Raw genomic sequence first — 23,734 nt, 5'->3', positions numbered from 1 at the left:
TCTTGCATGCCCCCTCAAGGGGAGTAAGGGACTCGGGGCCAAGGCCGAGGCTCGAGTGCTTTTGGCACTCGCCTGGAAGACTCACACTGCGCACAGCGAGACTTCGCTCAGCAATGAATTGAAACTTACCCTTTGTATGCACTGTCGCTTGTTTTCCGGTGGCTATGTCGGAGGGGTCCCACCCGTTCCCATCCCGAACACGGAAGTTAAGCCCTCCAGAGCCGATGGTACTTCGCGGGAAACCGCGCGGGAGAGTAGGTCGCTGCCGGATTCTTTTTGAGAAACCCCCGGTGTCCCTCGTGGACACCGGGGGTTTTCTGTTTTGGGCGTCGTGCAGCGCGAGCCCCAAACTTCGGGCGGTGAGCAAGCGTCTTGTGCCTCCGCGGAGCACACCGGCCATCGCGCCTGCGAGCTCCAAGGCCAGGGGAGGGCGCACTGGTGCGCGCGGATGCTTGGCGACATTCGCGGCAGTTTCGCTAGCGAGCAGACGCTCTGGCTTGCACTCCCGCTGGTTTGGATTGGGGGCCGCCGCCATTGAAGGAGCCGTGCCCCCTTCGGTCCTGGGCGTGTAGCGCCCGGGGTCGCCTGATGAGTCTCAGCCACACCCTCTGCCCAATGCCGAGGGCTGCTCAGGAAGGTGCGGCGCTTCTCGGGAGGGCGTTTGGGACGCTGAAGTGTCGACGGTCCTCCATTCGTCGCCCCTGCGTTGGGGGGCTTGGAATGCGAGGCGCGTGTGCACTCCTTGGCCTTGGCTCTGGTGCCGGAGTCCTCAGTGGCAAATGCGCTAGCGGGGGCCGGGCTGGCCGCGCGCGGGAAATGGGGGCGCCTCGTGGGCCCGGTGAAAACTCAACCGGTAGTGCTTCGAGTTCGGCGAAGCCAGGTGGCAGGTTCGCCCGGTCCCGCTGGCGCCGGATCATGGAGCATTCCGCTTGGGTGCCCCAGGCAGGGGGCGCTCCGACCTGCTAATACGGGCGACATGCGCCTACCTGCGACCGCGCTCCAACAGACCTCTGAGCCCCCCTCTGCCCCCCTGCCGCCGCGCGTCGTGGAACATGACATTCCCGTGGCGAGGTCCGGATGGTGCTCGGAGGGCTCAAGCTACCGGATTCGTTGGGGTTTCAGGCTGCTGTGCATGTTTGACTCGCCGTCCGCGCTGCGACTAGAGTCCAGGTTTCCGCCCGGTCTGCGCACCGCCTGTCGCGGTGCGCGCCTCCCGGTGCCGGGCCGCTCCACGAGATGAAGAAGCCGACCCTCTTTGGGAAGTACCTGCTCCTCGAGCGCATCAACGTCGGCGGCATGGCGGAGGTGTTCATCGCGAAGGCCTTCGGCGTCGAGGGCTTCGAGCGCATCCTGGCCATCAAGAAGATCCTCCCCACGATGGCGGAGGACGAAGAGTTCATCACGATGTTCATCGACGAGGCGCGGATCAGCGTTCAGCTGAACCACGCCAACGTCGTGCACATCAACGAACTCGGGAAGTACGACGACACCTACTTCATCGCCATGGAGTACGTCGCCGGACGCGACGTCCGGACCATGTTGGAGCGCTACCGGCGTCGCAAGGAGATCATGCCCACCGCCCAAGCGGTGTTCATCGCCTCCAAGATCTGCGACGGCCTGGACTACGCGCATCGGAAGAAGGACGCCCGCGGGCAGGACCTCCACATCATCCACCGCGACGTGTCGCCCCAGAACATCCTCATTTCCTATGAGGGTGAGGTCAAGGTCATCGACTTCGGTATCGCCAAGGCGGCGAACCGTTCGCAGAAGACGCAGGCGGGCATCCTCAAGGGCAAGTTCGGGTACATGAGCCCGGAGCAGGTCCGGGGGATGCCCATCGACCGGCGCAGCGACATCTTCGCCGTGGGCGTGCTGCTGTACGAGATGCTCACGGGCGAGAAGCTCTTCGTCGGCGAGTCGGACTTCTCCACCCTGGAGAAGGTGCGCAACGCGGAGGTTCCGCTCCCCAGCGAGTTCAACCCGAGCATCCCGCAGGGGCTGGAGAAGGTGGTCCTCAAGGCGCTCACTCGCGAACCCGAGGACCGCTACCAGTGGGCGTCCGACATGGCCGAGGACCTGATGCGGTTCCTCCTGGCCGGTGACGCCATCTACTCGTCCAAGCACCTCTCCAGTTACATGAAGGAGGCGTTCGCCGAGGACATGCTCCGCGAGGCGGAGAAGATGGAGCGCTATGCCGGTATCGAGCGCCCCGACCAGATCGAGGCCTCGGGCATCACGGTGGCTCCCGGGTTCAACCGGCAGGCGGCGCGGCGTGCGCCCCCTCCTGCCGTGGTGGTGACGGGAACGCCCGCAGGCCGTGCGTCCACCTCGCCGGCGCAGCCTGTCCAGGACTACATCCCGCCTCCCACTGCCGAGGAGCTCGAGGATATGGGCGTCGGCGCGGGCGACAAGACGCAGATTGTCGACTCCTCGCATGCGTTCATGTCTCCCGAAACCCGCGTTGCCGACAGCAGCGTCGTGGTGGACGACAGCATCACGGGCCGGACGGAGAACCCCATCCAGGACCATGGGACGTCCGGTTCCTACAACTCCTTGCGCGCCCCCGCGCCCGATACGTCCTCCCGCAAGGGCAAGAGTGGCCCCAAGGCGCAGGTCGTCATCAGCAACGAAGAAGGCGAGGCCTACTCCGGCGCCACGATGATCGGCCCCGCGCCGTCCGCGCCGCCGACGCGCTCGCGCGGCTCGTCTCCCTCGTTGGACGAAGAGACGGGCAGCAGGCCAGCACCCGTGGCGGGCCGCGGCCGGGGCGGAAAGCGCGCTCCCGAGCCCGAGGAGGATCCGTCTGACTACGAGCAGCCGCCCGAGGAAGACAGCGGCGCCGGCTACGACGCCCAGGACGACTACGGTGACGAGGGTTACCCGCACGATGACCTGAACGAGCCCGAGGAAGAGGTGACGGGCTCGGTTCCCCTCCCCCCGGAGGAGGCGCCTCCTCCCGCGAAGGCCGCTGCGCCCGCGAAGGCCGCTGCGCCCGCGAAGGCGAAGGCGAAGACGAAGGTCCCCGCCAAGGGGAAGCCCGCGCTCAACCTCAAGACGCTGCCGAAGCCGGTGCTGTTCGCCGCCGCCGCGGCCATCGTGCTGTTGCTCGTTGTCGGCGTGGTGATGGCCACCCGGCCGTCCACGGGCGAGGTCACCTTCATGGTGTCCCCGTCCAACCCTTCCGCGCGCATCCAGCTGAATGGCCAGGAGGTCCAGCTCAACACGCTGCTGGCACTCCCGGCAGGGCAGTACCGGGTCACCGCGAGCGCTCCGGGTCAGCAGAGCGCGGCCAAGACGGTGGATGTCGTGGCCGGAAGCAGAATCGTCGTTTCGCTTCCGCTGGAAGCTGATCCGCAAGCGGCCCCGCCGCCCGAGAACAAGCCGCCGGTGGCACCGCCGCCGAACCCGGGCGTCGTCATTGCCGCGGGGACCACCGAGCCCGCCGCTCCCGCGGAGGCTCCGGGCGGCGACGAGGCACCTGAGAACGCGCCTGTCGACAATGGGCAGACGCCGCCTCCCGCCACGGACCCGGCTCCTGCGCCCGTCCAGGTCGCAGCTGTCTTCAAGGGGGATGACGGCGCGGAGATCGCCGTGAATGGCGAGCGCCTGGGGCGGATTCCAGACGCGCGCATGGCGAACCTGGAGGTGGGGAAGACCTACGCGTTCACCGCGAAGCTCGCGGGCTACAAGCCGTACTCCGGTGAGTTCAAGGCCGACGGTAGCAGCCAGCAGGTCACAGTCGCGTTCGAGATGACGAAGGAGCCGCAGCCCGAGCCCACCGTGGCCAACGTGCGGCCGCCGCCCCAGGCTGCGCCCAAGCCTCCACCTGCCCCCAAGCCGCCGAGGGCCCCCAAGGTGATGGGCAAGTTCGCCTGCAGCACAAAGCCGGCGGGCGCGGACATCTACGTCGATGGGAAGAAGACGAATCGCCAGACACCGGTGACACTTGGCAGTCCGTTGATGCTACCGGTGGGCAAGCGGAAGATTTCGTTCAAGCTCAACGGTAAGACGACCAAGCCCGTGGTGGTCGACATCACGGAAGACAATGTAGCCAAGCTGGTCAATGTTCCCATCGAGTGAGAAGGCGGGCATCCGATGCCCCCTTCGATTGTTGACCGAAGTGGGGCATGGGCGCGTTATGACGCCTCGCCCGCGAGCAATTTAGAGGTGATGCGCCATGCAAACGACGCCCATCCGGGCCAAGCCTGAGGCTGGCCCCGCTGAACAGCCTTTTACGTATCCTCACCGCCGGGAGTTCATCGAGCCCGATTGGCGGCGGATTCCTGGCTTCAAGGACGTGTCCGCCGCCGACTGGGAGAACTCCGTCTGGCAGCGCAAGCACACCGTCAAGAACCTCAAGGAACTCAAGGCAACGCTGGGGGCTCTGCTCCCGGATGACCTGGCTGAGAGCATGGAGCGCGACCAGCGCGAGCGGGCGACCATGTCGCTGCTCGTGCCTCCGCAGATGCTCAACACCATGAACCTTGAGGACCTGTGGTGTGACCCGGTGCGTCGTTACATGCTCCCGGCCTACGCGGACCGCCTCACGGAGTGGACCAACCATCCCAAGGCCAGCCGTGACAGCCTTCACGAGCAGGACATGTGGGTGGTGGAGGGCTTGACGCACCGGTATCCCACCAAGGTTCTGGCGGAGATGCTGCCGACCTGCCCGCAGTACTGTGGTCACTGCACGCGCATGGACCTGGTGGGCAATGACGTGCCGCAGGTCAGCAAACACAAGTTTGGCATCGGGCCCAAGGACCGCTACGCGCAGATGCTCGACTATCTGCGTCGCACGCCGACGGTGCGCGACGTGGTGGTGTCGGGTGGCGACATCGCGAACCTGCCCATCCAGCAGCTCGAGCCGTTCGTCAGCTCGCTGATGGACATCCCGAACATCCGGGACATCCGCCTGGCCAGCAAGGGGCTGATGGCCATCCCGCAGCACTTCCTCCAGGACTCCGTCCTCCAGGGGCTGGACCGGCTGGCGAAGAAGGCCGTCGAGCGCGGCGTGGACCTGGCGCTGCACACGCACGTCAATCACGCGCAGCAGCTCACCCCGCTGGTGGGCAAGGCCGTGCGCAAGCTGCTGGACATGGGCTTCCGTGACGTGCGCAACCAGGGCGTGCTGCTGCGCGGTGTGAATGACAGCCCGCAGGCGCTGCTGGACCTGTGCTTCACGCTGCTCGACCACGCGAAGATCCTGCCGTACTACTTCTACATGTGCGACATGATCCCCAACAGCGAGCATTGGCGGCTGTCGGTGGCTCAGGCGCAGCAGCTGCAGCACGACATCATGGGCTACATGCCGGGCTTCGCCACGCCGCGCATCGTCTGTGACGTGCCCTTCGTCGGGAAGCGCTGGGTGCACCAGGTGGCGGAGTATGACCGCGAGCGCGGCATCTCGTACTGGACCAAGAACTATCGGACCGGCATCGAAATGAACGATGCGGACGCGCTCAGCCGGAAGTACGAATACTTCGACCCCATCGACCAGCTGTCCGAGGCGGGTCAGGCCTGGTGGCGGGAGCAGCAGAAGGCGGCGTAATGGATACCTCAGTGCTTCCGGCGGGTCTCCCGCCGGAGCCGGCGGCCGCTCGCGCGTCGCTCAGCGCCGAAGGGCGCAAACGGCTGTTTCCCAACGCCACGGACGCGGAGTGGGCGGACTGGCGTTGGCAGCAGCGGCATGCGGTGCGAGGACTGGAGCAGTTGGAGCGGTACGTGCCGCTGACCTCCAACGAGCGCGCGGGCGTGCAGGAAACGTCCGCGTTGTTCCGCATCGGCATCAGTCCGTACTACCTGTCCCTCATCGACCCGGAGCATCCGTTCTGCCCGGTGCGCATGCAGTCCATCCCGGTGAGGGCCGAGGCGCGCGTCCGTCCGGGCGAGCTCGCGGATCCGCTGGGTGAGGACAAGACGCGCCCGGAGGAGTGCATCGTCCACAAGTATCCGGACCGGGTGCTCTTCCTCGCGCTGGATACGTGCTCCGTCTATTGCCGTCACTGCACGCGGCGGCGCATCACGCAGGGCGGGGTGGCGGAGCTCTCCAAGGAACAGCTCCGCCGGGGCGTGGACTATGTCCGGCGCCATCCCGAGGTGCGCGACGTCCTCATCTCCGGCGGGGACCCGTTCATGCTCAGTGACTCTCGGCTGGAGGAGTTGCTCGCGCCGCTCAGCGAGATTCCCCACGTCGAGATGATTCGCATCGGCACGCGGGTCCCCGTGTGTCTGCCCATGCGCGTCACCGACGCCCTGGCGAAGACGCTCCGGCGCTACGCGCCCGTCTTCGTCGTCACGCACTTCAATCATCCGAAGGAAGTGACGCCCGAGGCGCGCGAGGCCTGTGAGCGGCTGGTGGACCACGGCGTGCCGGTGGAGAACCAGGCCGTGCTGATGCGGCAGCTCAACTCCGACGCGCGCATCATCAAGGAGCTGTCGCACCTGCTGCTGCGCAGCCGCGTGCGGCCGTACTACCTGCACCAGATGGACGTCGCCGAGGGCTGCGAGCACCTGCGCACGCCCATCGCCAAGGGGCTGGAAATCATCCAGCAGCTCCGGGGCTACACCACTGGCCTCGCCGTGCCGCACCTCGCGGTGGACCTGCCGGGAGGCGGTGGGAAGGTGACGCTCCAGCCCGATTACGCCGTCGAGTACGGCGCGCAGGAGACGGTGTTCCGCAACTACAAGGGCGAGCGCTTCACGTATCCGGAACCCGAGGAGACGGACTGCACCTGCCCGTATGACGGCGTGTGGCAGGAGCGCGCCCCGCGCTACGGCTACCGCAAGGGCTGAGCCGCGTGCGCGGTGGGGGTTCGCCATCGCGCGTCGGTCGTTCAGAAGAGGCCTACTGCGGCAGTTCGGCGTCCTTCGGTACGCCGACGTCGATGGATGGCTCCGCGCCCTCCATGGCCTCCAGCTCCACCGGGTCCTGGTCGCTGAAGCCCTGCTGGACGTGGACCTCTTCCGGGGCGGCCGCGGGCGCGGGCTGCTTCGCGGCCTTGGCGGCCTCCGCCAGCCGCTGGTCCTCCGCCTTCGCGCGGGCGTTGTCCTCCGGCGACATGCGCGCCTCGTAACGCGCGAAGTCCTTGCCCGACACGCCGTGCTTCTCCAGCACCGACGCCGAGGCGGCCTTCTGCTTGTCGATGGCCTCCCGGCGCTCCGCGGTGCTCATCTCCGACGACTTGCGGTTGCCGTACTCCGCGTTGACCTCGGCCAGGGCCTGGGCCTCGTCGCGGCGGATTTTCGCCACCTTCTCCGGAGTCAGCTCCGTGCTGTCGGCGGCAAGGGCCTGCCCAGGAAAGACGAGCCACGAGGCGACCAGGAGCAGGGCAGAGCGGGGAGACATGACGGGAGGACCTCGTTCAGGACAGCGGGAACCGTCGCAGTCTAAACACGGAGCCTGCTTCTGTGCACCCGGGCCGTGCCGCTCAGGGCTCGCACCGCGCGCAGACATTCCGGGCAGTGGCGCATTGCTCCTGTCCCTGGGCACAGCGGGGCGGCAGGTCGTCCCGGTCAGGATGGCGCTCCACGAGCGCGCACAGCGACTCCGCCAGCTCGCAAGTCTGCGTTCCCACCGAACACCGGTCCGCGCACGTCGCGTCGCCCAGGGCGTCGCGCGTCCGAAGCTCCTCGAGCCGCAGGGACAGCGAGTCGATGGCCGCGTCGTCGTTGCCCGCGACGCGGGCGTCCACCTGCTTCGCACAGGCCGTGAGCAGCACGCAGGCCAGCAACATCCGTGGAAGGGCGCGCATGGTCGTGTCCCTTACGTGTCCGCGAACCCTGGCGTCCAGCGGCGTCGGACCGCGGTGTCGTTCCCTCAGGGCTGGGCTGGCGTGGTGTGCACCGGTGGACGTTGGCGGGGCGCCGAAGGGCCTCAGGGCTTCGACAGGTACAGCCAGGCCGTCATCGCCAGCAGCACCGCCACCGCGAGCCGCCGCAGCCACTCCTCGCGGCGGCGCTGGGGCGACGCGCGGGCCTCCCGCTCCGCCGTTTCCAAGCCCGTGGCGACCTGGGGCGCCAGCGTCTGGAGCTCTCGGCATGTCTCCACCACCGGAGCCAGCGCGGCGGGGAACTTCGCGTCCTGGCGCTCGAGCGCGTCCGCGAGCATCCGTGCCCAGGCGGCTTCCTCGTCCTCACTGACGGGCTCGCGGGCGGGGGCGTCCCGGTGCAGGGCCAGGGCGATGGCGGCCCTCAGCAGCAGCACGGAGAAGGCTTGGGCGGGGATGCCGTAGTGCGTCGCGCAGGCTTCCCGCGAGCGGCCCTCCACCAACCGGAGGGTGAGCATCGCGGAGGGACGGGGCTCCAGCTCGCGCAGGGCGGTGATGAAGGTCGTGGGGATGGCAGGGCGCGAAGGTGACGTCACGGGTGAGGCATCCTCTCCCATCCGCCGGACGTTTTCTTGAGGCGAGCACCCACGCCTCTACACTTCGGGGTCATGTTGCGACCTGTTGCACTCATCCTGCTCCTGCTGGTCCCTTCGGGCGTGCTCGCCGTGGAGACCCTGCGCATCGCCATCGAGGACGCGGGCAGCGAGGTGCGCATCAGCGGCCGGGGGCTGGCCTCGGGTCCCGACAGCGAGGAGGCCACGTTCGCCCCCATCGCCTCGGGACAGGCGAACGTCCGCCGCAAGGGGAGCCGCATCGAGGTCAATGGCACGCCCGTGGAGGGCGACTCCGTCCGCTTCCGCGCTGGCATGTCGGAGGCCTCGGCCGCGCCTGGCACAGAGCCGCTCAAGGCGGGCGCGGCGCAGGTCCGCGGCGATGTGGTGGTGCGCCTGCACCGCAGTGGGCTGCAGCTCATCAACGTCATTCCCTTGGAGGACTACCTCGCCGCCGTGCTGGGCAGCGAGATGCCCGTGTCGTTCCCCCCGGAGGCCCTCAAGGCCCAGGCGGTGGCCGCCCGGACGTATGCGCTCCAGAAGAAGCTGGATGCCTACAGCAACGCGTTCCACCTGGGCAGCAGCGTGCTCCATCAAGTCTATGGCGGCGTCAACCGCGAGGACCCTCGCACCAAGGCCGCCGTCGAGGCCACGCGGGGACAGGTGCTCACGTACGAGCTGGCGCCCATCGAGGCGTACTTCCATGCCTCCTGTGGCGGCCGGACGGAGTCGGGGCTCGATGCCTTGCAGCGCGACCTGCCGTACCTCCAGCCCGTCGATTGCCCCTGCGGAAGGCTTCCCGCCAGCCGCTGGACGGCGACGCTCTCCGACGCGGACATCAAGGCGGCGCTCCGCCACCCGGCCCAGGGGCTCAAGGTGGCGGCCCGCACGAGGACGCGCCGGGTGACGCGCGTCACCCTGGCGGACGGCGCCTCCATGGACGGCGTGGAGCTGCGCCGCAAGCTTGGCTACACCCGGCTCAAGAGCCTGGACTTCGAGGTGGAACGCACCGAGCGCGGTTACGTGTTCACCGGTCGCGGCTATGGCCACGGGGCGGGCCTGTGTCAGTGGGGCGCCAAGGCGCTCGCCGACAAAGGCCGGGAGTACCGGGAGATCCTCTCCCACTACTACCCCGGGGCCGAGCTGCAGCAGCTCTACTGACGCCTCTCGCGTCCGGCGCGCTTTCCGCGACGGCGTGGGGGCTGCTACAAGCGCCACCCCCGTGTCGTCCCGTCTCTCTGATTACGACTTCGCGCTGCCCGAATCCCAGATCGCCCAGGCTCCCCTGGCCGAGCGGGACGCGTCGCGCTTGATGACCATCAGCCGCTCCAGCGGCACCTGGTCTCACCGCCGGTTCGCCGACCTCCAGGAGCTCCTGCGCCCCGGGGACTTGCTCGTCCTCAACGACGCCCGCGTCATCCCCGCGCGCCTGCTGGGCCAGAAGGCCGGCACCGGTGGCCGCGTGGAGCTGCTCGTCGTGCGCCCGGCCGCCCAGAATACGCTGACCTCGGCGGCGCTCAGGGCGGCCCCTGAGTCGCTCGACTGGGTCTGTCTGGGGCAGGCCTCCAAGGGGCTCAAGCCCGGGCAGCGCGTGACGTTCGCCAGCGGCCTGGAGGCCGAAATCCAGGAGGCGCTGGGAGGAGGGGAGTACCGCGTGCGGTTCCACGCGCCCCCGGGCGCCTCGCTGGCCGCGCTGTTGGACGCGGCGGGCCGCCTGCCGCTCCCGCCCTACATCACCCGGGAGCCGGACGCCGCGGACGCGGAGCGTTACCAGACCGTGTACGCGCGCGCCTCCGGCGCCGTGGCCGCGCCCACCGCGGGCCTGCACTTCACCCAGGAGTCCCTGGCCGCCCTGGATGCGCGTGGCGTGCACCGGGCGCTGGTGACGCTGGACGTGGGGCCGGGCACCTTCCTGCCGGTGCGTGAGGACGACCTGGACAAGCACCACATGCACCCGGAGCGCTACACCGTTCCGGAGGCCACCGCGAAGGCCATCAACGCGGCGCGCGCGGAAGGCCGGCGCGTGGTGGCGGTGGGGACCACCGTGGTGCGCACCCTGGAGTCCGCCACCGACCCGGAGACGGGGCGGCTGCGCGCGGGCCCCGGCGAGACGACCCTCTTCATCCGTCCCGGGTTCGCCTTCCGCCAGGTGGACCTGCTGCTCACCAACTTCCACCTGCCGCGTTCGACGCTGGTGGTGCTGGTGAGCGCGCTGCTCGGACGGGAGCGCACGCTGGAGGCCTACGCGGAGGCGGTCCGCGCGGGCTACCGATTCTTCAGTTACGGCGACGCCATGCTGGTGTCGGAGTGAACGCCATGGGCGAGCAGCAGGAAGCGAAGCAGTCAGGTGGCAAGGGCGACACCCGCGTGGAGCCGGGGATGGTCCGCTTCGAGCTCCTTCACGAGGACGCGTCGGGAACGAAGGCCCGCCGGGGACGTCTGCACACGCCGCATGGCCCCGTGGAGACACCCATCTTCATGCCCGTGGGCACCGTGGGCAGCGTCAAGGGCGTGGGGCCGGACGACCTGCTCACGCTGGACGCGCAGATCATCCTCGGCAACACCTACCACCTGATGCTGCGCCCCGGCGAAGCGCTGGTGGGGGAGATGGGCGGCCTGCACCGCTTCGTGTCGTGGAACCGGCCCATGCTCACCGACAGCGGCGGGTTCCAGGTGTTCAGCCTGTCCGAGAAGCGCAAAATCACCGAGGAGGGCGCCGCCTTCCAGTCGCACCTGGACGGCGCGCGCCACTTCCTCACGCCCGAGCGCTCCATCGACATCCAGGAGACGCTGGGCGCCGACGTCATCATGGCCTTCGACGAGTGCCCGCCCTCCACCGAGAACAGGGCCTACCTGGAGGCGTCGCTGGCCCGCACCACCCGCTGGCTGCACCGGTGCGTGAAGGCCTGGAGCCGGGAGCGCTCGTCGCTCTTCGGCATCGTCCAGGGCGGCCTGCACGAGGATTTGCGCAAGCGCCACGCTGAGGAGGTGTGCGCGGTGGACCTGCCCGGCTACGCGCTGGGCGGCTACTCCGTGGGCGAGGCTCCGGAGGCCATGCATGACGGCGTGGCCTACTCCGCGCCCCTGCTGCCCCGCGACAAGCCGCGCTACCTGATGGGCGTGGGCACGCCCGTGGACCTGGTCACCTGCGTGGAGCACGGGGTGGACATGTTCGACTGTGTCCTGCCCACCCGGTGCGCGCGCAACGGCCTGCTCTTCACCTCGGAGGGCAAGGTCGTCATCCGGAACGCGGCCTACGCCAGGGACAACCGGCCGGTGGATCCGGCGTGCTCCTGCTACACCTGCCGCAATTTCAGCAGGGCCTATCTCCGGCACCTCTTCGCCGCCCAGGAACTGTTGGCCATGCGGCTCAACACGATTCACAACCTCCACTACTTCCTGGGACTGATGGCAGAAGTCCGGCGCGCGGTGGCAGAGGACCGGTTCGCCACTTTTGCCCGGGAATTCCGTGCCCGTGCCAAGGCGCAGGAGGCCGAACGGACCCGCGGTCGCTGACCGGGCGGATGGATTGCCCGGCTTCCCGCGTTCACTTGCTCACATGGGCCCCCCTTGCTAAGAGGGCCCCCTTTCGGATGGTTTCCTCGAACAAAATCGGGGGCCTTCCATCCCAAGCTTTCCTCAACCGACGAGGCAGTGTGTGGCTGAGAGCTTTCTGATTCTGGCGCAGGCCGGTGGTGGCAATCCCCTGGGCACCCTGGGCTTCCTGGTCATCCTGGTGGGCATCATGTACTTCGTGATGATCCGCCCGCAGCAGAAGCAGTTGAAGGAGCACCGTGCGCTCCTCTCCGCGCTGAAGAAGGGTGATGAGGTCGTCACTTCCGGGGGCATCCTCGGGAAGATCCACCTCGTGGATGAGCGCACCGTGACGCTGGAGGTCTCCAGCGGCGTGCGCATCCGCGTGCTCAAGACGGCCATCAGCGCCAAGGGCGCGGTGGCGGAAGGCACGCCCGCGGCCCCCGCGACGGCGGCCGGAGAGAAGAAGGAGGAGAAGTGATGGACCGCGGCTGGTGGTGGAAGTTCGGACTCATCGTCGCGGTGACGCTGGGCAGCATCTGGTTCCTCATCCCGACCTATTACTCGCTCGTCGTTCTCGACCGGGACCAGCGCAACAACCTGGCCGTGCTCGAGGAGCGGATGCCCAGCTGGGCGCCTCCCGCGAAGTACCGCCTGAACCTGGGGCTGGACCTCCAGGGCGGCATCCACATGGTGATGCGGGTGGACACCAAGACGGCGCTCCAGAAGCGGACCGAGCGCCGCGCGCAGCAGATTGTCAACTACGTCAATGACAAGAAGCTGGGCGAGGTGGCGGCGGACACGGACCCGGAGAAGCTCGAGGTCACCCTGACGGCGAAGGACCCGGGGACCATGGACGCCATCCAGAAGGAGGTCCTGGCCACCTTCACCGACTTCAAGGAAGTCAGCCGCAGCGGCGCCTCGCTGACGCTGGTGCAGGACGAGAGCCAGGCCAACGTCTTCCGGACGGAAGCGGTGGACCAGGCGATGCTCGTCATCCGCCGCCGCATCGACAAGTGGGGCGTGGCGGAAGTGGACGTGCGCAAGCTGGGCGCCGACTCCATCCAGATTTCGCTGCCGGGCCGCAGCAACCCGGAGCAGGCGAAGGAGCTGGTGGGGACCACCGCGCAGCTCGAGTTCCGGATGGTGGATGACTCCAACCCGCAGTTCTTCGCGCAGCTGCTCCAGGCCACCCCGCCGCCGGCTGGCAGCGACATCACGCTGACGACGGAGGGCGGCTTCCCGCAGCTCCAGGCCCCCACGCGTGAGGCCATCACCGAGTACACGAAGGACAAGGTGCCGGAGAACCGGGTGGTGCTCACCGAGTGCATCGCCAACCCGGTGAAGAAGAACGAGTGCACCTCGTACCGCTCCTACCTGCTGGACAAGAACGTGCCGCTGACCGGCGAGAGCCTGGCGAGCGCGGACGCGAACATCAGCCAGCTCAACGAGCCGGAGGTGAACATCTCCTTCGACCCCGCGGGCGCGCGCGAGTTCGAGCGGCTGACCGAGCAGGGTGTGGGCCGCCGCATGGCCATCGTGCTGGACGAGAACGTCCAGACGGCGCCGAACATCAACGAGAAGATCAGCGGCGGTTCGGCCCGCATCACCATGGGCCGCATGGGTGGCCGCACCTTCGAGGAGTGGCTGGGCGAGGCCCAGACGCTGGCGCTGGTGCTCAAGGCCGGCGCGCTGCCCGCCCCTGTGACGGTGGGCGAGATTCGTCAGGTGGGCGCCAGCCTGGGTGACGAGCTCATCCGGAAGGGTGGCCTGGCGGCGGTGCTGGGCCTGGGCCTGGTCATCCTCTTCATGGCCCTCTACTACAAGGCCTCCGGCCTCATCGCGGACCTCGCGCTGGTGCTCAACGGCCTGCTCATCCTGGCGGGACTGGCCTTCTTCAACGCCACGCTGACGCTGCCGGGCATCGCCGGCTTCGTGCTGACGCTGGGTGTGGCGGTGGATGCCAACGTGCTCATCAACGAGCGCATCCGCGAGGAGCTGGGGCACGGCAAGTCGGCCCGCGCGGCGGTGGACCAGGGCTACGACCGGGCCTTCTGGACCATCTTCGACTCGCACGTGACGGCGCTCATCTCCGCCTTCATCCTGTTCTTCACGGGAACCGGACCGGTGCGAGGCTTCGCCACCACGCTCATCATCGGCCTGCTGGCGTCGCTGTTCACGTCCATCACGGTGACGCGAGTCATCATGACCTACTTCGTCCACGGTCGTAACGCGAAGGTCGTCTCCGTCTGACCGGCCGGAGTCCGGGAACCGTCATGCAGATCTTCAAGAACAAGACGAACATCGACTTCATCAGCAAGCGCAAGCCCGCGCTGTTTCTCTCCACGGTGCTGAACCTGGCGATCATCGTCGGCATCGCCGCCTTCGGCTTCAACTTCGGCGTGGACTTCGCGGGTGGCACGGTGGTGGAGGTGAAGTTCGACCACCCCATCACCGCCGAGGAGGTCCGTGAGCGCGCGGACAAGGGCGGCCTGCCGGACGTCAGCGTGCAGAACATCGGCGCGGCGGAGGAGAACACCTTCCTGCTCCGCATGGGCGGCGTCACGCAGCTCAACGAGGAGAGCGGTGCCAAGGGCAAGGAGGCCCTGGAGGCGCTGGGGGGCGTGCGCAACGTCTACTCGGACCTGCCCAACGGCATCATCCGCTTCCGCGCGGCGCAGCCCATGGACTCCGACACCGTCAAGAAGGCGGTGGAGTCGGCGGGCATCGGCGTGCAGGAAGTGCGTGACCTGGGCGAGGCCCAGGGCGGCACGGGCTACGACTACCAGGTGGTGGCCAGCGGCATGGCGGACCGCGTGTTCGCCGCGCTCAACGCCGGACTGGAGAAGCCGGACTTCGAGCAGCGCCGCGTGGACTACGTCGGTCCGCAGGTGGGCAAGCAGCTGCGCAACCGCGGCATCATGGCGCTGCTGTACTCGATGGTCGCCATCCTCATCTACGTGGCGTTCCGGTTCGACTTCAAGTTCGGTCCGGGCGCGCTCGTGGCCATGGTCCACGACGTCATCATGGTGGCGGGCTACTACCTGGTGAGCCGGCGCGAGTTCAACCTGACGGCCATCGCGGCGCTGCTGACGGTGGTCGGCTACTCCGTCAACGACACCATCGTCATCTACGACCGCATCCGCGAGGACATGGCCAAGTTCAAGGGCAAGCCCTTCGCGGAGGTCATCAACATCGCCATCAACGACACGCTGGGCCGCACCATCCTCACGTCCGGCACCACGGCGCTGTCGCTCATCGGTCTGCTCATCTTCGGCGTGGGCGAAATCTTCGACTTCGCCATGGCGATGCTGGTCGGCATCGTGGTCGGTGTGTACTCGACCATCTACATCGCCAGCCCGCTGACCATCTGGCTGGACGAGCGCGCCGCGGCGAAGGAAGCCCGTCTGCGCGCCAGCGGCAACGTGGACCACCAGCAGCCGAACGCGGCGTGAGCCACCCGCACCCGAGGCCTTCCTTCCGTTGAGGAAGGCCTCGTGCGATGGACACCGACAGGGCCCTCTTCCTTCACGGGAAGCAGGGCCCTGGGTGTTTCAGGGGGGGGCCTGTCAGAAGCGCGCGCCCAGCGTGAGCGAGGCGTCCAGCAGGCCGCCGTTGGCGTCCTCCACGGCGCCGTCCGCCCAGCCTTCGTTGAGGAGGACGCGGTACGTGGTCCGGAGGCCCGCCGTGAGCGCGCCGCGGTTGAACTCCACGCCCGCGGCCAGGGGGACCTCCGGCATCGTGTCCGACTGGTAGAGGCCCTCCACCGGGCCGTGGACATTCATGTGCGAGACGCCCAGGCCCGCGCCGACGAAGGGCCGGACGGTGGTGAGGAAGGGCGGTGACACCTTCACCAGCGCGCTGCCGCCCTGCCGGACGAGCGAGGGCTGCTCCAGCAGGCGGCTGTCGGTGAGGCCGTTGCGTGAGCCCTCGTAGCCCACTTCGAAGCCGAGGAAGGTCGTGGGCTGGATGTTGAGCGTCACGCCCCAGGCCGGGCCCGTGCTCGTCAGGTCGCCCAGGCCTCCGGTGTAGTCGCCCACGCCACCGCGGAGGAACACATTCAGGTCACCGCGTTTGCCGTCGCGCCGCTCCTGCGCGGCCGCCGAACCCGCGGTGCCCAGCGTGGCGAATGCCAGGGCCAGCGTGGCGGCCCGGATACCTCTTGGATGCATGCTCGACCTCACTGTTTTCGGGTGTGCGTTTGAACCTGCTCACCGGCGACCGACCGTGCGTGAACCAGCGGGCCACCATGCGTGCGCCTGTCTGAACACCTGTGCAGGAGGGGAAGTGTCGGGCTCAAGGTTGGACTGTCCTGGTCAGACGTCTGAGGTACTGTCGCTTTCGTAGCCAATTCATCCCGCCAACTCCCCTCGGAGAAGGCGAGGAGGAGTGTCGAGCGTGCGGTGGTTGCTTCCAGATGTGGTCGAGCAGGAAGTGGCGTCCCTGGCGGGGGAGTTGTCACTGCACCCGCTCGCGGCGAAGGTGCTCCTGCACCGTGGCTACCGCACCCCGGAGTCCGCGTCGGCGTTCCTGTCGGACCGGTTGGCGGACCTGCCGGACCCGTTCCGCATGAAGGGGATGCCGGGGGCCGTGGACCGCATCATCCGGGCGATTCGTTCGCGGGAGAAGGTGACGCTCTACGGTGACTACGACGTGGACGGCGTCTGCTCCACGTCGCTGCTGTACCTCTTCATGAAGGAACTGGGCGCGCCGCCCGCGACGTACATCCCCCACCGGCTGGACGAAGGCTACGGCCTCAACGTCGGCGCGGTGGAGCGCATCGCCGCGGAGGGCACGCGGGTGCTGGTGACGCTGGACTGCGGCATCACCTCGGTGGCGGAAATCACCCGCGCCAAGGAACTGGGCCTGGACGTGCTGGTGGTGGACCACCACACCGTGCCGCCCACGCTGCCGCCCGCGGTGGCGGTACTCAACCCGCACCAGCCTGGCTGCGAGTACCCGACGAAGGCGCTGTGCGCCGCGGGCGTGGCCTTCAACTTCTGCATGGGCATCCGCAAGCGCCTGCGCGACGAGGGCTTCTTCGCCACCCGGAAGGAGCCCAACCTCCGGTCCATGATGGACCTAGTGGCGCTGGCCACGGTGGCGGACGTGGTGCCGCTCACCGGCGCCAACCGCATCCTGGTGACGCATGGCCTCCAGGAGCTGAGCGCGGGCCGCCGGCCGGGCGTGCGGGCCTTGAAGGAAGTGGCGGGCATGGACCCGGACGCCTCCGTCACCGCCGGTCAGGTGGGCTTCCGCCTGGGGCCCCGCATCAACGCGGCGGGCCGCCTGCATGACGCCTCGCTGGGACTTCAGCTGCTGTGCTCGGAGTCCCCGGAGACGGCGCGCTCACTGGCCGCGGTGTTGGACAGGGCCAACGCGGAGCGCCAGGGCATCGAGAGCAGCATCCTCACGCAAGCGCTGGCCCAGGCGGAGTCGCTGAAGGACGCGCGAGGCCTGGTGCTGTACGACGAAGGCTGGCACCCGGGCGTCATCGGCATCGTCGCCTCGCGCGTGGTGGAGCGCTTCTACCGGCCCACCGTCATGGTGGGGGTGAAGGACGGCGTGGGGAAGGGCTCGGCGCGCAGCATCGAGGCCTTCCACCTCCATGACGCGCTCAGTGGCTGCGCGGAGATGCTGACGCGCTTCGGCGGCCACAAGCACGCCGCGGGGCTCACCATCGACGCAGAGCGGCTGCCCGCCTTCCGGGAGGCCTTTGAGAAGATTGCCTACCAGCGCCTCACGCCGGAGGACCTCATCCCCCGGTGCCGCGTGGACGCGGTGGTGAATCCCAACGAGCTGGACGCTCACGCCGTTGAGTCGCTCCAGCGGCTGGGCCCCTTCGGGCAGGGCAATCCGGAGCCCGTGCTGGTGCTGCGCCGGCAAGTGGCTCGCCCGCGCGTGCTGCAGCCCAAGTCCGGCACGGGCAGCGGCCATCTCAAGCTGGCCCTGGCGGACGCGCCGGAGCTGGACGCCATCGGCTTCAACATGGCGGACCGGGCCACGCTGGTGGATGGCCCGGTGGACCTCGCCTTTCAGGCCGGCTTCGACACGTTCCGAGGCCAGCGCAAGCTGTCTCTGCGGCTCAAGGACCTGCGCGTGGCCGCCTAGCGGCCGTGGCGCTCAGGCAATGCCCCAGCGGACGCGGCCCGGCGTCATCAGCGCGCCGACGCGGGCCAGCTCGTTGAAGCGGAAGCGCTCCGCCTGCCTTTCGAAGGCGTGGCGGCACCGCTCCGAGCAGAAGAAGTAACGGCGCTTCTTGTACTCGGCGGTGGGACGGCCCTCGGGTGTGTCCAAGGTCTTCCCACATACGGGGTCCAAGTGCTGTCCCTGTCCCTGCGCGTTCTTCATCGCTCGCCTCCCAGCCCCCAGGGGAACCCAGGTTCCCATCCCGGTGGAAATAGGAGCACACGGCGTGCCAGTCCCAACTCCTTGAAGTCGCAAGGAGGGGGCACGGGCGAAGAGGGGAGGCGGTGGAAAAAACTTCATGGCCGCCCGCCGGATGCAGCGCGGCGAGCGGCCGGTGAAGGCGACTTCAGAAGGCAGTGCCGAGGCTGCCGCCCAGGAAGAAGTCGTTGTGGTAGCCCCGGCGGTAGCCCATGGCCTCCAGCCGGAAGGCGAGGCGGAAGTTACCGGAGGAGGTCAGCCGGGGCCGGCCACGGAAGCCCACGCCGTACTGAAGCAGCGGCTTGCTGCCGCTCACCTTCGTCTCCACCGTGTCGATGGTGATGGTCGACGTCGTGTACGCGATGCCGCCACCCGCCTGGGCGAAGAAGCCGAAGTCGGACTTGCCGAGCTTCAGCTCATAGGCCGGGGCAATGGTGAAGTAGTGGAGGTGCGTCTTGCCCTGGATGAAGTCGGTGCCGTCGCTGGTGCCGCCGAACGTCCAGCGCACGTCGGCCCAGAGGGCCTCGCGAAGCGACTCGTTGTCGAGGATGCGGCCGTACTCCCACGTGGCGCGCACGCCCAGGCCCAGGCGCGTCTCCGCGGCCCGGCCGCGCGGGCTGTCCAGGAAGAGGGCGCCGGTGATGAACTCCATGGCCACGCCCAGGTTCGGGTCGTCGAGCCCGGAGAGGGGTTTGAAGCCGTCCTCGCCGTCGTCGTACTCCTGCTCGGAGACGCGGCGGAAGTCGTCCGCCTCGTCCACCTTGGGGCGGACGCCGTCATAGGAGTCGGAGGCGTCGTTGGCGGGCTCCTCGTCCGGGTAGGCGTAGGGGTCGTCCTCGTCCTGGGCCAGGGCGGGGGCGGACAGGGCGAGGCTGCCCAGGGCGCAACGCAAGAGCCACGTCTTCACGGAAGCAGTCCTCATGCTCACAGGTCCAGGCGGGGGCAGGTGGTGCCACCCGCGGTGCTGGGCGGGCACATGTTGGGGTCGTTGCCGACGAGCTGCTCACGCGGAATCTGGAGGTGGTCCATCAGCTCGTTGCAGACGGCCTCCTTCAGGCGCAGGTCGGTGATGTGGGTGATGATGGCGCTGGCGGCCACGGCCAGGGTGAAGCGGGACTGGTCCGCCAGCGTGGCGCGCGCCAGCTGGTAGAGGCCGGGCGTCGTCGTGCTCTCGTCGTTGTATGAGGCGACGATGGCGCGCAGCAGCACGTCGCGCTGACCGGTGGCCTCGCCGGCCTGGTAGAGCGCGCTGGCGAGCAGCGTGCCCACCCGGTACTCGTTGCCGCTGAACGCGCTCAGGTTCTGGTTGTACAGCTGGTTCAGCAGGGACGCGTCCATGCAGCGGTCCACGCGGGCCAGGTCCCGGTCCTCGGTGACTTGCCCGTACAGGTTGCCGTGGAAGGACGTGGAGAAGAAGCGCGTGTCACAGCCCTTGCCGCCCTGGGTCGTCTGGCAGGTGGCGCCGTACGCGTGGTAGTCCGCGAGCCCCTCGTCGAAGGACTTGAGGATGTTGGCGCCCGGGCTGGCGCCGGCTTGCTGCCACAGCGTGAGCGCCTCCGGGAACTGCTGGCCGTTGTAGGCCTTCAGGTTGAAGACGCGGTGCGCGTATTCGTGGGCGATGACGCCGGCGTTGATGGCCAGCGGGGCGCGCTGGAGCTTGTCGAAGGGCAGCACCAGGAACGACTCCAGCACGGAGAAGTACATGGCGTTGTCGCTCATCGGGTCCTTGTCCACGTCCGCGAGCACGAACTCCGGGAAGTAGTACGTGGTGACGGGGTCCTTGAAGTCCGCAGCGGGGATGTTGCCCACGACGCGGAAGTAATCGTAGGCGCGCTCCATGCTGTAGTACGCCGTCACCATGTTCCAGGTGTGGAAGTCCGCCGGCCAGAGGACGCCGCCCTGGGAGATGTAGTTGGCGCTGACGTCACGGCCGGCGTTCTTGAGCAGCGCGTTGGCGTAGCCCTCCGGCGTGGTGGCGTTGTTCAGGTCCGGGTCCTGGGAGTCGATGACGATGCGCGCGCCTCCCTGGAGGTCGGCCACCGTGCCCTTGAGGCCGACGATGTCGGAGATGGTCTTCAGCTCCACCTCCTGGGGGACGTACTGGCCATTGCTGGAGAGCACCAGGGCACTGACCTTGACGGGCGCGGTCGAATCGGGCGCACAGCCGGCGGCCAGTCCGAGCGCGGCGGTCGAGGCGATGACTGTTCGGAGCATGGCGCCGTTTTACTCCGGACCGCCCGGAACGTGTATTCCCCCCGGCCGTCACATTCGCGAGCACGGCGGCCGGCCGGCCGGTGCGCCTGGGGCCCGCGGGCGGCCTTGGAACCCGGAATCCGCACTGATTCCGACGGTTTGAGACGGACCCGGGGCGCTCGGACTCCTTGACGCGTCGTTTCCGCGATCCGTATGGTGCTTCGCCTTCTCCCCCCTTCGAATCCAGCAGGCGGTGCCATGGCAGTCCCGTTCATCTCCGAGGTCAAGCGTACCCACACTTGCGGTCAGCTCACCGCGACCAACGTCGGCGAGGAAGTCGTCCTCTTCGGCTGGGTGCACAACCGCCGGGACCACGGCGGCGCGGTGTTCATCGACCTGCGAGATCGGGATGGCCTCACGCAGGTGGTGTTCGAGCCGGACCACGCGGAGGCGCACGCGCTCGCCGGCAGCCTCCGGCTGGAGTACTGCGTGGGCGTGCGCGGCAAGGTCGTCTCGCGCGGGAAGAACGTGAACCCGAAGATGAAGACGGGTGAAATCGAGGTCCGGGCCAGCGACCTCACCATCTTCAACCGTTCGGAGCCGACGCCGTTCCCCGTCGAGGACAGCATCGACACGTCCGAGGAGAAGCGCCTGGCCCACCGCTTCCTGGACCTGCGCCGCGCGCCGCTCCAGCACTCGCTGATGACGCGCTCGAAGATGAACGCGCTGACGCGCTCGTACATGGTGGACAACGGGTTCCTGGAGCTGGAGACGCCCTTCATGGGCAAGTACACGCCGGGCGGCGCGCGCAACTTCCTGGTCCCCAGCCGCCTCAACGCGGGCAAGTTCTACGCGCTGGCGGAGAGCCCGCAGCTCTACAAGCAGCTGTTCATGGTGGCGGGCTTCGACCGGTACTTCCAGATCGTCAAGTGCTTCCGCGACGAGGACCTGCGCGTGGACCGGCAGCCGGAGTTCACGCAGATCGACGTGGAGATGAGCTTCGTCACCCAGGACGACATCTTCACGATGATTGAGGGCCTGCTGAAGAAGCTGTGGGGCGAGGTGCTGGGCATCGACATCCCCACGCCCTTCATGCGGATGGACTTCTATGAGTCCATGGCGAAGTACGGCAACGACAAGCCGGACCTGCGCTTCGGGCTGGAGCACGTGGTTCTCACCGACCTGATTCGCGAGCACGGCGAGGGCGGCGGCGTCCCGATGATTTGGGAGGCGGTGCAGAACAAGGGCATCGTCAAGGCCATGGTCGTCCCCGCCGAGAAGGCGATGAGCCGCGCGGAGAGCGACAAGCTGGAGGAGTTCGCCAAGCAGGCGGGCGCCAAGGGCCTGGCCCGCGCGAAGGTGGCGGAGGGCGGCGAGTGGACGCAGTCCCCGCTGTCCAAGACGATCAGCCCCGCGCTGCGGCAGGCCATCAACCAGGCCGTGGGCGCGAAGACGGGCGACCTCCTCCTGTTCCAGTTCGGCAAGGAGGCGCTGGTCCACACGGTGATGGCCAACCTGCGCGTGCACGTGGCCAAGAAGCTGGGCCTGATTCCGGAGTACGGCAGCGGCGGCCAGTGGAAGTTCCTGTGGGTCGTGAACCCGCCGCTGTTCGAGTACGACGACGAGACGAACACCTGGGCGGCGGCGCACCACGCCTTCACGCGCCCGCACGACGAGGACGTGGCCTACCTGCTCACGGACCCGGGCCGGGTGAAGTGCCACCGCTACGACGTGGTGCTCAACGGCTTCGAGATTGGCGGCGGCTCCATCCGTCTTCATGACCCGAAGGTGCAGGCGGAGGTGTTCAAGGCGCTGGGCATCAGCGACGAGGACGCGCGCGCCAAGTTCGGCTTCCTGCTGGACGCGCTGAAGTTCGGTGCTCCGCCGCACGGCGGCATCGCGCTGGGCATGGACCGGCTGGCCATGCTGCTCACGGGCGCCGAGTCCCTGCGCGACGTGATTCCGTTCCCGAAGTCGAAGACGGGCACCGACCTGATGACGGGCGCCCCCGGCGACGTGGATGACCGGCAGCTGCGTGAGATTCACGTGCGGCCGGTGCCCGTGGCGCCCAAGGCCTAGTCCGTCAGACGCGAGCCCTCGCTCGCGCGGTCCCGCCACCCCTTTTGACGCGGGGTGGCGGCAGGCCCGCCGTGCCCTGAACATGGCCACGGAGTGGAGTGCCGGTGCGCAACCGCGTAAACAGGGAGGGCCAAGGCCAGATGAAGACGTTCCTCGTGGTCAATCCGCGCAGCGCCAACGGGCAGACGGGAAAGCGCTGGGCGGAGATTTCCGCGCAGGTCGGCAGGGCGCTGGGCGACTTCGGCCACGGCTTCACCCAGGGGGGAATGGACGCGGCGCGCATCACCCGCCAGGCGCTCCTGGATGGGTACGAGTGCATCGTCGCGGTGGGCGGTGACGGCACGCTCAACGAAGTCACCAACGGCTTCTTCGAGGATGGCAAGGCGCTGAATCCAAACGCGGCGCTGGGGCTGATTCCTCGGGGCACGGGTGGCGACTTCCGGCGCACCTTCGGGTGGGACCTGGAGCTGGCCTCGTCGTTGGAGCGGCTGCGCTCCGGCACGACAGAGCCGTTCGACGTGGGCCAGCTGGAGTTCATCGACCATGCGGGCCAGCCCGCCACGCGCTACTTCGCCAACATCGCCTCGTTCGGTGTGAGCGCGGTGGTGGCCCAGGAGGTCAACCAGAGCAGCAAGGCCCTGGGCGGCCACCTGAGCTTCATGTGGGGCACGCTGAAGGGGCTGGTGAAGTACTCGGAGCGGCAGGTGCGGCTTTCGGTGGACGGGGGCCCGGAAGAGGTGGTGAGCGTCACCGCGGTGGCCGTGGCCAACGGCCGCTACTTCGGCAGCGGCATGTTCGTCGCGCCGGACGCCATCACCCACGACGGCCTCTTCGACGTCACCATCTGGTCCAACTACAGCCTGAGCGACTTCATCCTCAAGTCGAAGGGCGTCTACAACGGCTCGCACGTGAACTGGAAGGGCACCCGGCGCCTGCGCTGCCGCACCCTGCGCGCCGAGCCCGTGGACGGCGGCGACGTGTTCCTGGACGTGGACGGCGAGACGCCGGGCCGCCTCCCGTGCACCATGACGCTGCTGCCCGGGGCCATCCGCCTCAAGGTGCTGTAGCGCTCACGCGCCCCGATTCGTCGCCCGGTCGCCTGTCGAGCGACATGGCACTTGGGACGTGGGGCTGGACTGAGGCAACCTCCTGCATCCAGTGACG

At 68.3% G+C, this 23,734-nt stretch carries 19 protein-coding genes and 1 rRNA gene; 13 read left to right on the top strand and 7 right to left on the bottom strand.

The window, feature by feature from the left end; all coding sequences use genetic code 11:
- Positions 1 to 154: 154 nt before the first annotated feature.
- The 4 genes from rrf to BLU09_RS32215 all read left to right on the top strand — a co-directional run bounded on the left by rrf (position 155) and on the right by BLU09_RS32215 (position 6,792).
- Positions 155 to 271, top strand: a 5S ribosomal RNA gene (gene rrf / locus BLU09_RS32230).
- A 965-nt stretch (positions 272 to 1,236) separates the two neighbouring features.
- A complete protein-coding gene (locus BLU09_RS32225) occupies positions 1,237 to 4,080 on the top strand; it encodes a serine/threonine protein kinase (RefSeq protein ID WP_090494361.1) in 2,844 nt (947 codons plus the stop codon).
- Positions 4,081 to 4,177: 97 nt separating this feature from the next.
- Positions 4,178 to 5,548, top strand: coding sequence for a KamA family radical SAM protein (locus tag BLU09_RS32220; RefSeq protein WP_090494359.1), 1,371 nt, complete (start codon positions 4,178 to 4,180; stop codon positions 5,546 to 5,548).
- On the top strand, positions 5,548 to 6,792 hold the full coding sequence (locus tag BLU09_RS32215; RefSeq protein ID WP_090494357.1) for a KamA family radical SAM protein: 1,245 nt from the start codon (positions 5,548 to 5,550) through the stop codon (positions 6,790 to 6,792). Before BLU09_RS32220 ends, BLU09_RS32215 begins: the two co-directional genes overlap by 1 nt.
- A gap of 52 nt (positions 6,793 to 6,844) precedes the next feature.
- Here the strand turns inward: BLU09_RS32215 and BLU09_RS32210 are convergent, their stop codons facing one another.
- The 3 genes from BLU09_RS32210 to BLU09_RS32200 all read right to left on the bottom strand — a co-directional run bounded on the left by BLU09_RS32210 (position 6,845) and on the right by BLU09_RS32200 (position 8,362).
- Positions 6,845 to 7,345 carry a hypothetical protein gene (locus BLU09_RS32210; RefSeq protein ID WP_090494356.1) on the bottom strand — a complete coding sequence of 167 codons (501 nt, stop codon included), beginning with the start codon at positions 7,343 to 7,345 and terminating at the stop codon, positions 6,845 to 6,847.
- A gap of 82 nt (positions 7,346 to 7,427) precedes the next feature.
- On the bottom strand, positions 7,428 to 7,751 hold the full coding sequence (locus tag BLU09_RS32205) for a hypothetical protein (RefSeq protein WP_244172205.1): 324 nt from the start codon (positions 7,749 to 7,751) through the stop codon (positions 7,428 to 7,430).
- Positions 7,752 to 7,873: 122 nt separating this feature from the next.
- Complete coding sequence (locus tag BLU09_RS32200) at positions 7,874 to 8,362, bottom strand: hypothetical protein (RefSeq protein ID WP_244172204.1); 489 nt, start codon at positions 8,360 to 8,362, stop codon at positions 7,874 to 7,876.
- A gap of 72 nt (positions 8,363 to 8,434) precedes the next feature.
- Between BLU09_RS32200 and BLU09_RS32195 the strand changes: the two genes are divergently transcribed.
- The 6 genes from BLU09_RS32195 to secF all read left to right on the top strand — a co-directional run bounded on the left by BLU09_RS32195 (position 8,435) and on the right by secF (position 15,366).
- On the top strand, positions 8,435 to 9,538 hold the full coding sequence (locus tag BLU09_RS32195) for a SpoIID/LytB domain-containing protein (protein WP_090494350.1): 1,104 nt from the start codon (positions 8,435 to 8,437) through the stop codon (positions 9,536 to 9,538).
- Positions 9,539 to 9,599: 61 nt separating this feature from the next.
- The gene (gene queA, locus BLU09_RS32190; protein ID WP_186817830.1) at positions 9,600 to 10,688 is read left to right on the top strand and encodes a tRNA preQ1(34) S-adenosylmethionine ribosyltransferase-isomerase QueA; all 1,089 of its coding nucleotides are present in this window, start codon (positions 9,600 to 9,602) and stop codon (positions 10,686 to 10,688) included.
- Between the two features lie 5 nt (positions 10,689 to 10,693).
- The gene (tgt, locus tag BLU09_RS32185; protein ID WP_090494346.1) at positions 10,694 to 11,893 is read left to right on the top strand and encodes a tRNA guanosine(34) transglycosylase Tgt; all 1,200 of its coding nucleotides are present in this window, start codon (positions 10,694 to 10,696) and stop codon (positions 11,891 to 11,893) included.
- A gap of 142 nt (positions 11,894 to 12,035) precedes the next feature.
- Entirely contained in the window at positions 12,036 to 12,392 is a 357-nt protein-coding gene (gene yajC, locus BLU09_RS32180; RefSeq protein WP_090494344.1) for a preprotein translocase subunit YajC, read from the top strand.
- Positions 12,392 to 14,164 (top strand): protein translocase subunit SecD, encoded by a 1,773-nt coding sequence (gene secD / locus BLU09_RS32175; RefSeq protein WP_090494342.1) that lies wholly within the window; start codon positions 12,392 to 12,394, stop codon positions 14,162 to 14,164. The genes yajC and secD overlap by 1 nt, the downstream gene beginning before the upstream one ends.
- Positions 14,165 to 14,187: 23 nt before the next feature.
- A complete protein-coding gene (secF, locus tag BLU09_RS32170) occupies positions 14,188 to 15,366 on the top strand; it encodes a protein translocase subunit SecF (protein ID WP_090494339.1) in 1,179 nt (392 codons plus the stop codon).
- Positions 15,367 to 15,480: 114 nt separating this feature from the next.
- Here the strand turns inward: secF and BLU09_RS32165 are convergent, their stop codons facing one another.
- Positions 15,481 to 16,083 (bottom strand): hypothetical protein, encoded by a 603-nt coding sequence (locus BLU09_RS32165; protein WP_186817831.1) that lies wholly within the window; start codon positions 16,081 to 16,083, stop codon positions 15,481 to 15,483.
- A 226-nt stretch (positions 16,084 to 16,309) separates the two neighbouring features.
- Here BLU09_RS32165 and recJ point away from each other — a divergent pair, with 226 nt between their 5' ends.
- Positions 16,310 to 18,022 (top strand): single-stranded-DNA-specific exonuclease RecJ, encoded by a 1,713-nt coding sequence (gene recJ, locus BLU09_RS32160; protein ID WP_090494335.1) that lies wholly within the window; start codon positions 16,310 to 16,312, stop codon positions 18,020 to 18,022.
- A 12-nt stretch (positions 18,023 to 18,034) separates the two neighbouring features.
- Here the strand turns inward: recJ and BLU09_RS32155 are convergent, their stop codons facing one another.
- The 3 genes from BLU09_RS32155 to BLU09_RS32145 all read right to left on the bottom strand — a co-directional run bounded on the left by BLU09_RS32155 (position 18,035) and on the right by BLU09_RS32145 (position 20,512).
- Positions 18,035 to 18,262 (bottom strand): YHS domain-containing protein, encoded by a 228-nt coding sequence (locus BLU09_RS32155; protein ID WP_011554678.1) that lies wholly within the window; start codon positions 18,260 to 18,262, stop codon positions 18,035 to 18,037.
- Between the two features lie 184 nt (positions 18,263 to 18,446).
- A complete protein-coding gene (locus BLU09_RS32150) occupies positions 18,447 to 19,205 on the bottom strand; it encodes a hypothetical protein (RefSeq protein ID WP_090494333.1) in 759 nt (252 codons plus the stop codon).
- Between the two features lie 17 nt (positions 19,206 to 19,222).
- Positions 19,223 to 20,512, bottom strand: coding sequence for a hypothetical protein (locus tag BLU09_RS32145; RefSeq protein WP_090494331.1), 1,290 nt, complete (start codon positions 20,510 to 20,512; stop codon positions 19,223 to 19,225).
- Between the two features lie 237 nt (positions 20,513 to 20,749).
- Between BLU09_RS32145 and aspS the strand changes: the two genes are divergently transcribed.
- Entirely contained in the window at positions 20,750 to 22,570 is a 1,821-nt protein-coding gene (gene aspS, locus BLU09_RS32140) for an aspartate--tRNA ligase (protein ID WP_090494329.1), read from the top strand.
- A 140-nt stretch (positions 22,571 to 22,710) separates the two neighbouring features.
- Positions 22,711 to 23,637 carry a diacylglycerol/lipid kinase family protein gene (locus tag BLU09_RS32135; RefSeq protein WP_090494327.1) on the top strand — a complete coding sequence of 309 codons (927 nt, stop codon included), beginning with the start codon at positions 22,711 to 22,713 and terminating at the stop codon, positions 23,635 to 23,637.
- Positions 23,638 to 23,734 lie beyond the last annotated feature (97 nt).

Origin of the sequence: Myxococcus virescens, assembly GCF_900101905.1 — a bacterium.
Lineage (GTDB): Bacteria > Myxococcota > Myxococcia > Myxococcales > Myxococcaceae > Myxococcus > Myxococcus virescens.
Note: the sequence above shows the minus strand (reverse complement) of the source record. Positions and strands in the feature narration are given on the sequence as shown.